Source organism: Aliiroseovarius sp. PTFE2010 (genome assembly GCF_049943335.1).
In the GTDB taxonomy this organism is placed as follows: Bacteria; Pseudomonadota; Alphaproteobacteria; order Rhodobacterales; family Rhodobacteraceae; genus JBNFVY01.
Genome location: NZ_JBNFVY010000001.1, coordinates 219,551 through 231,216, shown reverse-complemented (window position 1 = coordinate 231,216; position 11,666 = coordinate 219,551). Strand labels below are relative to the sequence as shown.

At 56.1% G+C, this 11,666-nt stretch carries 11 protein-coding genes, 1 tRNA gene and 1 pseudogene; 5 read left to right on the top strand and 8 right to left on the bottom strand.

The annotated features are described in order from the left end of the window. Positions 1-54: 54 nt before the first annotated feature. A pseudogene (locus ACP2AV_RS01185) lies at positions 55-434 on the bottom strand (ISKra4 family transposase); the annotation flags it as partial. Between the two features lie 39 nt (positions 435-473). On the opposite strand from ACP2AV_RS01185, the gene ACP2AV_RS01180 reads away from it, so the two are divergent. Beyond that, positions 474-656 (top strand): hypothetical protein, encoded by a 183-nt coding sequence (locus tag ACP2AV_RS01180; protein WP_426370818.1) that lies wholly within the window; start codon positions 474-476, stop codon positions 654-656. A gap of 148 nt (positions 657-804) precedes the next feature. On the opposite strand, the gene ACP2AV_RS01175 is transcribed toward ACP2AV_RS01180, so the two are convergent. The 7 genes from ACP2AV_RS01175 to ACP2AV_RS01145 all read right to left on the bottom strand — a co-directional run bounded on the left by ACP2AV_RS01175 (position 805) and on the right by ACP2AV_RS01145 (position 8,498). After that, positions 805-1,224 (bottom strand): Zn-ribbon domain-containing OB-fold protein, encoded by a 420-nt coding sequence (locus ACP2AV_RS01175; RefSeq protein ID WP_426370817.1) that lies wholly within the window; start codon positions 1,222-1,224, stop codon positions 805-807. Between the two features lies 1 nt (position 1,225). Next, a complete protein-coding gene (locus ACP2AV_RS01170; RefSeq protein ID WP_426370816.1) occupies positions 1,226-2,503 on the bottom strand; it encodes a thiolase family protein in 1,278 nt (425 codons plus the stop codon). A 704-nt stretch (positions 2,504-3,207) separates the two neighbouring features. Beyond that, the gene (locus ACP2AV_RS01165; RefSeq protein WP_426370815.1) at positions 3,208-3,996 is read right to left on the bottom strand and encodes a transglutaminase-like domain-containing protein; all 789 of its coding nucleotides are present in this window, start codon (positions 3,994-3,996) and stop codon (positions 3,208-3,210) included. 668 nt (positions 3,997-4,664) lie between these two features. Continuing rightward, positions 4,665-4,740: transfer RNA gene (locus ACP2AV_RS01160), tRNA-Thr, on the bottom strand. A 179-nt stretch (positions 4,741-4,919) separates the two neighbouring features. Next, complete coding sequence (locus tag ACP2AV_RS01155) at positions 4,920-6,437, bottom strand: heme biosynthesis protein HemY (protein WP_426370814.1); 1,518 nt, start codon at positions 6,435-6,437, stop codon at positions 4,920-4,922. Between the two features lie 10 nt (positions 6,438-6,447). Further along, a complete protein-coding gene (locus ACP2AV_RS01150; protein ID WP_426370813.1) occupies positions 6,448-7,695 on the bottom strand; it encodes a COG4223 family protein in 1,248 nt (415 codons plus the stop codon). Between the two features lie 83 nt (positions 7,696-7,778). Continuing rightward, entirely contained in the window at positions 7,779-8,498 is a 720-nt protein-coding gene (locus tag ACP2AV_RS01145; RefSeq protein ID WP_426370812.1) for a uroporphyrinogen-III synthase, read from the bottom strand. Positions 8,499-8,546: 48 nt separating this feature from the next. On the opposite strand from ACP2AV_RS01145, the gene tsaD reads away from it, so the two are divergent. The 4 genes from tsaD to ACP2AV_RS01125 are packed head-to-tail and all read left to right on the top strand — an operon-like array spanning position 8,547 to position 11,285. After that, a complete protein-coding gene (gene tsaD, locus ACP2AV_RS01140; protein WP_426370811.1) occupies positions 8,547-9,644 on the top strand; it encodes a tRNA (adenosine(37)-N6)-threonylcarbamoyltransferase complex transferase subunit TsaD in 1,098 nt (365 codons plus the stop codon). Further along, positions 9,641-10,591: an NAD(P)H-dependent glycerol-3-phosphate dehydrogenase gene (locus ACP2AV_RS01135; protein ID WP_426370810.1), complete on the top strand. Its 951-nt coding sequence runs from the start codon at positions 9,641-9,643 to the stop codon at positions 10,589-10,591. The genes tsaD and ACP2AV_RS01135 overlap by 4 nt, the downstream gene beginning before the upstream one ends. Before the next feature lie 2 nt (positions 10,592-10,593). After that, positions 10,594-10,866 carry a YciI family protein gene (locus ACP2AV_RS01130; protein WP_426370809.1) on the top strand — a complete coding sequence of 91 codons (273 nt, stop codon included), beginning with the start codon at positions 10,594-10,596 and terminating at the stop codon, positions 10,864-10,866. Then, entirely contained in the window at positions 10,866-11,285 is a 420-nt protein-coding gene (locus tag ACP2AV_RS01125; RefSeq protein WP_426370808.1) for an EVE domain-containing protein, read from the top strand. Before ACP2AV_RS01130 ends, ACP2AV_RS01125 begins: the two co-directional genes overlap by 1 nt. Positions 11,286-11,666 lie beyond the last annotated feature (381 nt).

Here is an 11,666-nt window from a genome sequence, read left to right as displayed (position 1 = left end):
CGATAGTCTTTTCAGATAAAATGCTGAACATGTGGCCCCTTTTCGGTTGGCTATGACGTCCTTTGCAACATGCTGAACGCGCATCGAAATATACCACAAATCGAAGATGTGGCGCATCAGACCGTCCCAGCCGAGCACAACCAGATCCTGCCATAGATGTTTGTGCGGTGACGTTGCCGCCTAAGAGACGAGACCGGTGCGACGGCACATCTTCATTTATGGCAGGCACAGATAGTTCTTGATGGCTGATGTCCTGCGCGACGCGGCCCGAGTGGTTGCGCACAGTCGTGTTCATTTGCGTCGCACAAGGTAGGAACATTTCCAAGATCCGCGCAGCTTCGCGAAACGAATGCCGCGCGCCATGTTCAGCCTGCACGGGGGCGCAATTCTGGCGTGCTTCGGTCCGAGGAAAGCGCTGTCAGAGGCGAAACCGGCCGAACAGCGTACCCAGAATCCGGGGCAGGCAATCGTCAATGACTCGCAATTTGCTGCAACCGCACAAACACGTTCCTGGCCGCGCCAAGCACGAGCTCAATGACTTCGAGCTTTTGGTCCCGGATCGGGCGGGAAAGTCGACCGGGTTGGTGGGATCGCCGGGCGCCGTTTGCGAGGGTTATCTTGACGATGATCCGAACAGCCAAGGTCGCTTTCGTTAAAACTACGATGGCATGCACCAGACCGCCAAGTTTTGCCCACTCCCACCAACTCGGAAAAGATCGATTGGATAATCGGTTGAAAGCTCACACCTTAATGCGCCACCGGGCCGCAAGCCTGCCAATACATCCGTTCAAACGGAGTCCGCGATCAGTCTTGCAGCTTGAAAGCAATGACCGGCAGATCGTCCATTTGAAGCGTCACGGCCTGCACAGGAACCGGCCCCTTTTCGAAGAGCGCCTTCAACTCTTCTGGGGACGTCCCGACACCTTGGATGATCGCCTGTGTAATCGGCCCTTCTTCCAACCGGATATGACCATAAACAAACGGTGCGGCCTTTTCGAAGCGCGGATGGGACGCGTCCGATCCCGAGTGAGTTGCGAACAGCAATGTTCCCTTGCCGCTCAATTCGGCGTCTTCCACATTCCAACTGCCACAATATTCGCAACAACCGGTCGGCGGAAATGTGAATTTCCCGCAGTCAGCGCATTTCGACGCGCGAAACACGCCCTTGGACAGACCTTCATAATACCAGCGGATCTTGTTTGGTTTATTGGACGTAGCTTGCATCTCACATCCCTCCCAGAACGATCACGGTGCCGATCATGGCATAGCCGTGGGTGTGAATGACGGAAATTTCTGGCGGTTTGGCTATCTGGCGCTTGTCGGCCTTGCCGCGCATTTGCAGCACCGCCTCGTAGGTGTCGCTGCCCGCACTCGCCGCCCAGGCATGACCGAACGCATGACGCCCGCCATGGGTGGACATCGGCCTGTCGCCATCAAAGCGCAACCGACCCTCGCGCGCCGCGTCCAACGCCTTGCCCGGTTCCAGATACCCAATCATCTCTGCGGTACACAGCCCCGAGATATGCGAACAATCATGGGTATGCAGATATCCGATATCGGCCGCCTTGATCCCGGACATGTCCATGGCATCCTCGACCGCGCGCTCATCGTTTTTCCAAATGGTCGGATCTTCGCCATACCAGGGCAGATCGGATGCAGAGATGCCAAACCCCTTCACCTCAACCGGCTGTGACCGCCCGCCCTTGGCCGCATCAGCGCGGGTCAGCACCATGGCCGAAGCTCCGTCTGCCGTGGTCACCAGGCTCAGTAACCGCGACGGCCAAGCCACGAACGGGTTATTTTCAGATTGCCAGTATTCAAAGGCGTCCGACAGGCCCTTGCGCTTTGCCGCATCCTCCAGGGTTTCCTGAATGTTGGCTTTGGGGTTCATTGACCCGTGCAGCCGCCGCGTGCGGCACAGCTCGAACATTCCACGGTCGAAATCTTCGGTCGAAATACCGTGTTTGCGGCAATAGCCAAGGGCGACAAGGCCATTGTAACTGGAAAAAATATCGTATCCCTGCGGCACGCCATATGCTTGGTTCACCGCCATATCCGTCCACAGCCAGCTTTGCTGATGCGAAATCGGCTCGCGCTCATAGGGGCTGTAGTCCTTGACCTTGCTGCGCGTGGATTCGACGCCAAACACCAGGACGGTATCATAGACACCGGCAGCAATGGCCGTCGCCGCCATCGCAAGGCCAACATTGGTTGTCGAGCACTGCGCCTCGAAATGCACACCAGCCTTGAACTGCGTGCCTGTCCATTTGGACATTTGCGAATAGGTGGCCGGCAATTGCGAACTGTGGACCATGGCATTCCCGGCAAACACCGCATCGACATCCTGCCCCGACAATCCGGCGTCGTCCAATGCCTCTTTCACCGCGGCAGCGGTTAGCTCCTGAAGGCTCATATCCTTGATTGCAGGCGTTTCCATAAGGTCGCCGAAATGCGTACATCCGACCCCTGAAATCGCCACGCGTTCATTCAATTGGTTTCGCATGTGGCTCTCCTTCCAAAGATTTGCGAATATTTCTCACCAAATAGACGCACCACACCCGTAGCAGGACGCTGGATGCCAATAATGATCTACGTCAATTCATGAATCGTCTGCGCGCGGCTTGGGGAACCTCAGTGACCATCGGATGGTCGGGAAGTACGCGTATGCATCCGATACGCCATCGCTTGGGGGAAAATGGATACGGGTACGGTCCAGAAGGGCGTGAAAGCTTTTCTCGTCGGTTTGCTGTTCCTTGATCGGATAATCGAGACCCGCCAGGACTCCTCTGCATCCCTGCTCATCGGCCCCTGACCATTGTGAAACATGACCAGTTTTTCCCCGACCTCCGGCGAATCCTGAACCAGGTAATCGCCCTCGCGGCTATCCGGGATATCAGCGTAGGGCCAATACGGAACATCGCGATATAGTGTGGGCCATAGAAGCGGCGATTGTCGCTATTGGACGGCCCATGCTTTGGCCACTAAACAACTGCTTCTATGCCCTTCAGCCGTCCATCCCAAACTTGGCACGCCGGGCGCTGCACCTGTGCTTGCAACGGCATGGCATCCCGCGCTTGCATGATGTCGCGAATGAAAGACCGAAGCGGTCGAAATGACGCGAAGAGTACCTGGAGCGCTGTGGGATAGCAGGGTCATCCCCGGCAGTATTGAGATCGCTCATGAGGCCCCAGTACCGCCGCCAGCTTTTTATGGATAGGGCGTCGCCCGCGAGACCGAGACACTCTGTTCAGAAAAGGTCATCGGTCCAAAGCTACTCAGAAACGCTACCTCCGCCGCATCCATACCGACGCCGATGCGCGCGATGTCAACTGCGCTGGCCATACCCGTGGCGTCGACAAGGTGCCAGGTTCCATCAAGAAAGACCTCGGCGACAGCATGGAAATCTTGCGGCGTGACATCCGGAGCATAGACACTGGCAAAACGTGCGGGGATAGCTGATGCCCGCGCCAATGCAATCACGACATGGGCGAAATCGCGACAAACACCCTGACGCTGCACAAAGGTATCAATGGCAGTTGTCTGCGCGTTGCTGGACCCTGGAACATAACGATAGTGCTGGAATACCCAATCGCGGATCGCAGCGATGCGTCGGCCACCGTTCAGATGGCCAAACTCGGCTGCAACAAAGCTCTGAAGTTCATCGGATTGGCAGTAGCGGGATGGCATCAGGTATCTCACCGCATCACTCGGCAATAGGTGAGGTGACACGGCGTTGAGTTGCTTAAGATCTAGTTCAGGCCGGTCTACGTCGATACGCGCCGCGTAAGTACAACGAAAATTGCCTGATGTACGGATTAGAATACGCTCGCCCAGACCGGCTTCTCCGGCCATCCGGCCCATGTGCTCAGGCGATCCAAAGTCAATGGTCTCTGACAGGACGTGTTGATCCGCAAAGCTCGGAGCTTGTATCTGCAGAATAAGATCTACCGGCTGGTCTACGTTGTAGGCCAACACCACATCGATTTCGAGGATCATAGTTCGTCCTTCACATCATGTCTCTCAAACCCATTTCGCAGGAGTGCGAAGTTTAGGTTGTTCGTTTTAAAGACCAGATAAAAAGCTTCGCCCAGCAAGGGCGATTGCCGCAACAAAGAAATCCAGCCCGGTATTGGCGGCCATCCGCCAACCGGGCGTTCGCGAACACCCTACATTTACGCACGGTAGATGAAATATGCCGTTGGTCCGAGCGATGCGGCAACGCCAACATCTGGAATTTATCCAAAGCGGATAGACGTACTGGTTACGTGTGACCTGCTCCCCTTTGAGTCCGCGACTTAAGGTTAGCTCTGTTCAGGTTTTTGTCATCTTTTGACCGGTTAGCATACTCCACCGGCGTGAGACCAGCGAGGCTTGTGTGCCGGCGGTGGTGGTTGTTGGGCATCTCAATGTCTTCGAAATCGTCATGTCTGGCGACGCGTTGTTTCCCGTTTCGGCAGTTGGAAAAACTCTCGGCCACGGCATTATAATGGCAGTTTCCCCGGTTGATCGGCTTCGCCCAAGTACACCAGTTTGAATGTGAGTGAATGGTGGGCCTGGTTTGGGTCGAACCGACGGTTTGCAGGGCGGGTGACCTGCACCGCGATTATGTCAGTGGCGTTGAGCCGTCGAAATCAAAGAGAACCAGGGGACCAATTTGAGAAGAATGGTGCCGGTGATAGGACTCGAACCTACGACCCCATCATTACGAATGACGTGCTCTACCAGCTGAGCTACACCGGCATCCTTCTCTCGGTTCGGCCCTACCGTGGCCAACCATTTCAGCGTGCCACCTGCAAACGACTGGCTTTTGACCTCAATCTCCAAGCGGACGCGCCGCTTGGGGTAGACTGTCGGTACCAGCTGAGCCACAGAGGCCTGCGTGGCGGGTCTTTAGCACCCAAACAAGGTGGTGTGTAGCCCTATTTTTGCCCTGCCTGATCCGCCGAACCTTCAACGATTTCGGCATCCAAGACGTCTTTTTCATTGTTCGAATTTTCTATCTTTGCGCTCTCGGTTGGTTCTTCAGAAAATTCGTCGACTGCGACAACTTCGGTTGATTCCGGCGCGCCCACCAACATTGGCAACATTTCGACACCCCCAGGCATAGATATGTCACCACCCGAGGGTTCGGTCCAAGCCAATGTGTCGAATGCCTGGCAGTTTGAACACACCGGCTCCCACTCGGCGTGGACGGTATGGCAATTGCCACAAACCCACTGTGGCCCACGCGACGCTGTCAATGCGCGCGTCAGCCATCCGCGAACGACGGAATCCGGCTTTCCTTCGCCACGTTCAATCGCCGCCATGATGGTCAGAACGCGGGCATTCGGATTGTCGTCAATCAAATCACCAAGTGAACGCCGTGCCTCGGGGAAGTCTTCAGCCGCGATATTCAGTTCCGCCTGAAGCAGTTTGGTTTCTATGTGATCAGGCTTGAGTTTGAGTAATTGCTTGAAGCGCTTTAGACGAGACTGCGCGTCTTCCTCGGGCTCAAGTGCTGCAAACGCGGCCGCCAAATCGGGATGGGGTTGGCTTTCCCAAGCTTTCTTGATCACGCGAACCGCATACTTCGGTTTTCCTTCATCGGCATAGCTGCGCGCTGCCATGACAGCTGCAGGCACCAAATCAGGTGACAGGCGATTGGCTTCGATCGCCGCTTCTCGGGCTTCGATCGTTGATCCCGCGGCCAAGACATCCTTGGCTTCGGACAGCGCCAAGACCGCATCCCGGCGTTTGTGCACGTCCCTTGGAAGACTTCCGTGTTTGAGTTTCGCGCCCAACGTCGCCCTTGCGCCCTTCCAATCCGCCTGACCGGCCTGGAGTCGCAACAACACATCTTGCGTTTCTTCATGCTTGGGTTTCAGTGCAAAAGCGCGTTCGGCCAGTTTCAAAGCGGTGTCCGTATCACCTTCGGCCAGTTTTTGCTTCATGATACCGCGAACGCCAACGAACCGGGTGCGTTCGTCCTTCAGAAGTTCCTTGTAAACCGCCTGAGCCTTGCGCTTGTCGCCGGTCATTTCGGCCGCCTGTGCCGTGACCAGGTTCGTAAGCTCTGGGCGCCGCAAGTATTTTTCAGCCTTTGCGGCTTTGGACATTGCTGTGCGCCCCTCTCCTGAAGCGAGGGCCATGAGCCCGTCGGCCAATGCCTGAAAGCCTTTTCTCTCACGGTTGCGATTGAAATAGCGATTAATCGCTGTCTCGTCGCCAACCACGAAGCGAACCACCGCAACCAACAATCCGACGATCTTCAGAAGTAACCAAACCGCGCACAGCAAGAATACGACGGCCAAGACCGCTTGCAGCGGTCTCAAGGACAACTCCCATCCGGCAATGGCGACGCGCACGCCGCCCTCTAGTTCCAGCAATTGTCCGGCACCCAGCGCCAAAGCGGCAATCAGGACGACAAAAAGGATGATCTTGAAAAGCGACCAGAGCATTGTCGTTTCCTTACTGAGATAGTTGTTGCGCAAGAGTATCGAGCGCTGTTTTCAATTCCATGCGCGCCTTTGCTTTGGCGATCCATGAATTCATCCGTTCTTCGGCTTCGCCGCTCAACCCAGAGAGTTCTTCAAGTGTTTTCGCCAGGTCACCATCACGAAGCGCGGCCTCAGCGCGCGATAGTATCGCGTCGGCGCTATCCCCGTCGCGTGGCTCAAGCGAGCGTACCCCAAGTTGCTTGCGAAAAAAGGCGCTGACTTTGCTTTGTGGGTCTTCCGGGGCTTCAGCATCGATGGCAGCATTCAGGGCCGATCTGGCTGACTGCGGAAAAGAACTCTGCAACGCGCTCAGGGTTGCGACGCCTTCGGTGGCATGGTTTTGCAAGGCTTCAGGCAATTCGATCCCGGCGTCGCGGACAGGATCCAGGTCATCAGCAAATGGCCGTCCTGCATCTGCAGCAATCTGAATCCGCCCGAGCGCAGCCAAGGCCGCCGCTTGCAAAGCACGTTCTTCAGCAGCCTGTTCGTTTTCGGCGACCTGGGCGCTGGCTTCTTTAATGCGTTGCAGTTCGTCTTCGACTTGTGCCCGCAATTTGCCAAGTTCGGCATCAACAGCTTGCATCGTTTCAGCAGATGGCGCCGAACTGGGAACAGGACGCTCTTCCAAGGCAATCACCCGTTCCTGAAGCGCCGAAATCTGGTCGTGCAGCGCTGCGAGATCGGCGTCAACATCCAGTTCGGCGACATTTCCTGTCAGTTGATCAATTGATTGGGAATTCGACGCAACGCGGTTTGACAACCCACTTGTCTCGTCCTGCAATTGTGCAATGGCCAGTTCCTGCGGATCGTCTGCTGGGTTTGGCAACAGGCCAGGAACAAGCGGAAGCACGAAGTACGTGGCAGCCGCGCCCAAAGCAGCCGCGATGGCGCCGCCAAAAATGCCCCCCCATACCCCGCTTCTTTTTTTCGGAGCAATGGGTTCTGGCTGGCCCGATATCGCGCCATCATCCTGCGTCTCTACGTCAGCAGGCTCATCAGGCACATCCACGATTGATGGCTCGCTTTCGGCGCTTTCGGCGGAAACCTGTTCCTCATCCGCTAGATTGTCCAGGGTCTCGGCAGATGTCGGATCATCTGCGTCGGTCGTGGCATCCGACGGGGCTGCTGGCGCGATGTCGTCGCTGGGCTGCGTTGTGTCGGTTTCCTGATCGCCCAAGTCCTTTGGATCGGAATCAGACTTCTTTTTGGAACTGGCCACGGAAGAACACCCTTTCGAATCCATTTCTTTTTCAAATCGCCGAGAGAAACTTAGCCATGCTGACTGCCCGCCTCAAGGCAAGTTCAGACCATATGCGACTTAATCGCGCGGACCATTGCCTCAGATGACGGCTGGTTGGCAACTGTTACCTCGGCTGGTTCGGGGCCTTGCCAGGCATCCGCAACATTTTGAGAAATGGGTACAAGAACGATCCGGCACTGCACTTGGTGCAACTGTTCCGACAACCTTGTCGCGGATCTCACAGAGAACAGCGGCATGATAACAGTCTGCGGTGAGCGGACCAAATCCATTACTTGCCGGGACAAAGCCTGCGGTTTAACCCTGTAAACAACGGCTTCATCAGTGTCTAATCCAGCGGATAACAACGATTTTGCTATATCGGTGCTGATCTCTTGCCCACGTAGGTACAGCAGGTTTTCTCTTGGCATTCGTCGGATGATTTGGGTGACCAAATGATTGGCCGTGTCGGCAACGCCGAGCACATTTGCGCCCAGGTCTTCGGCGATTTTCGCGGTCTTCAAACCAACACAGTATATGGATCGCCCTTTTATCGAAATGCCTGCATGGCGGACGGCTTGCAACGCGTTGGATGACGTTACGATCAGAACTTTCCCCGCCAAGGTGTCCGGGATTGGCATAAAGACAACCTGGGTGACTGGTGAAATCACCGTGCGGGCTGGCACAAGCAGCCGCGCAAAATCCAAGGATTGTGCTTTGGGTCGCGTCAGCAAGACTGTGGGCGCAGAATGATTCAAGGCAAGCCCCGCGCTATTGTGCGGCATCACGCACGGTGTTACCTGCGTCTAGGACTGCGCGCAACGGACGAAGGCATGGACAAGTCTCTGACATTGCTGGGCATAGAAAGCAGTTGCGACGACACCGCGGCGGCAATCGTTTCCTACGTTCCGAAGGTCGGCGCAGAAATCCGGTCTTCGGTCGTTGTGGGCCAGGCCGATCTTCATGCGCGTTTCGGGGGTGTCGTGCCGGAAATTGCGGCGCGGGCACATGCTGAGAAACTGGATAGCTGTGCAAAAATGGCGCTGTCAGAGGCGGGTGTGGCGCTTGCCGGTCTGGACGGGATCGCGGTCACCGCTGGTCCCGGTCTCATCGGGGGGGTTTTGTCAGGGGTGATGTTTGCCAAAGGCCTGAGCGCAGCGACGGGCATTCCGTTGGTCGGGGTCAACCACCTTGCGGGACATGCCCTGACGCCGCGCCTGACAGATGATGCTGTTTTTCCATACCTGATGCTGCTTGTTTCGGGTGGTCATTGTCAGTTCCTGATTGTCGAAGGTTTTGATAAGTTTCGACGGCTGGGTGGAACAATTGACGATGCTCCGGGAGAAGCGTTTGACAAGGTTGCACGGTTGGTCGGCTTGCCTCAGCCGGGTGGCCCGCAGGTAGAAATCACCGCGCAGGACGGTTCAAAGGATCGTTTCAAATTTCCCCGCCCGCTCCTTGATCGGGAAGGTTGTGATATGTCGTTTTCGGGCCTCAAAACCGCCGTTCTGCGCGCGCGTGACAAATGTGTTTCCGAACACAATGGCCTGACCCAAAAAGATCGTTGCGATCTATGTGCAGGTTTTCAAGCAGCAGTCAGCGACGTGCTTGTCGAAAAGACGCGCCGCGCGCTCGTCACGTATCTGGGCCTTGATCCCAAGGTGCCTGTCTTGGCAGTTGCGGGGGGTGTCGCCGCAAACGGGGTCATTCGCGACGCTCTGACCTCTCTTTGCAAAGATCTTGGCATCCGTTTCGTGGCCCCACCGCTTTCGCTATGCACCGATAATGCAGCTATGATTGCGTGGGCCGGCCTGGAAAGAATGCGGGCCGGCCAGCAGGATGATCTTAGCCTGTCGGCGCGTCCACGTTGGCCCCTGGACACCACTTCGCCAACTTTATTGGGATCCGGCAAAAAGGGCGCCAAGGCATGACGGTTGCAGTATTGGGATCCGGGGCATTTGGAATGTCTCTGGCGATTGCGATGTCGTCTGTCGGGCGCAAAGTTCAACTTTGGGGTCGCGATAGCGTACAGATCGCCGACATGCGCAAAACGGGTAAGAGCGGGCCGCGTTTGCCGGGCATAGATCTGCCCGACGATCTAGAGCTTGTGGAGTCCATTCCAACCGACGCAGAGGCATACATATTGGCCGTTCCCATGCAGTCATTAAGGGGGTTTTTGGCCGAAAACGCTGATCTGTTCGTCGGCCGAGATCTTATTGCGGCGTGCAAGGGGATTGATCTGGAAACGAACAAGACCGCAGTACAGATCATTGATGACATTGGCGCCAATGCGTCGGTTCTTTCAGGGCCCAGTTTTGCCGCCGATATTGCCGTTGGCTTGCCCACCGCCTTGTCGCTTGCATCACCAGACGACATCAGTGGGCGGCGATTGCAACGGCTTCTGGCTACGGAAACGTTGCGCCTTTACCGGACCCAAGACCGCATTGGCGTTGCATTGGGTGGAGCGCTCAAAAACGTCGTTGCGTTGGCCGCAGGAATGACAATCGGGGCCCAATTTGGGGAAAGCGCGCGCGCAGCCTTGGTGACCCGTGGCTACGCCGAATTGGTGCGGTTGGCTACGAATTTGGGCGCAGACGCTGCGACACTGGCTGGCCTGTCAGGCTTTGGCGATCTGGTTCTGAGTTGTACGTCCCACAAATCGCGCAACTTCAGTTACGGTGTCGCGCTTGGGTCTGGGGGAGAATTACCGGACACAACGACCGAAGGTATCGCAACGGCCAAAGCAGTCGCCAACCTTGCGCAAAAGAAGGGAATTGATATGCCGATTTCTTGTGCCGTATCGGATGTTCTGGACGGCGAACTCTCAATTCCGGACGCGATGACGTCTTTGCTGTCACGCCCATTGAAGGAGGAATAGGCATGTTTTTTGCGCTCATTTGTCGTGATAAACCGGGTGCGCTGCAAACCCGTTTGGACAATCGCGACGCTCATCTGAAATACATCGCGGACACCAAATGCGTTTTACAAGCGGGCCCGTTTCTGGACGAAAACGGATCTATGTGCGGATCGCTCGTGGTCTTGGATGTGGATGACAAATCATCCGCAGAAGCCTGGGCCGCATCCGATCCCTATGCGAAAGCCGGGCTTTTTGAGAGCGTTGAGATAAAGGCCTGGAAGAAGGTAGTCGGCTAATGCGGTACTGGTTGTTCAAATCTGAAGCAGACGTCTGGAGCTGGGACCAACAGGTTGCAAAAGGCGAGCGCGGCGAAGAATGGGATGGCGTTCGCAACTACCAAGCCCGCAACAATATGCGCGAGATGAAAAAGGGTGACCTGGGATTCTTCTATCACTCGCGCGCTGAAAAAGAGATCGTTGGAATTGTGGAGGTTGTCGCCGCAGCGCATCCGGATAGTACGACAGATGATCCCCGGTGGGAGTGTGTGGACATCAAGGCTGTGCGCCCATTCACAAAGCCGGTCACGCTGGCCCAATGCAAACAGGACCCGCGTCTGTCTGACATGGTCTTGGTGAATAACTCACGCCTGTCTGTTCAACCGGTCTCAGAAGAAGAATGGAAAATTGTATGCGCGTTGGGCGACACAAAGCCCTAGGTCAGATCGGGGCGTCGATGTCATCTTTTCGCGGCTTGCCGGTCAAGCGGACTCAGATACGGGTTTGATCGCTGTTCTGGAATGGCAGTTGGTGCGATCTGGACCTCCGCGGCCGTATCCACGGTGCTGTCGTCGCGTCAAATACGGTTTGTCCATCCGGCCGATATACTTGGCCTTGATTCTATGACGCTACACGAACGCCGGTTTCGCTGTGAAAGCGTTGCTAGGTGTTCATTTAAAAAAAGAAGGAGGGCCCCGACCCCCCGGGACCCTCCACCACCCCACGTGCTCCCATTGCACCACACGTGTTCGAATTTGAAAGGTCCGGTCCGTCCTGGCCCGATAAATTCAACCTAGCGGGCCGCGCGATTCCAAGCAATT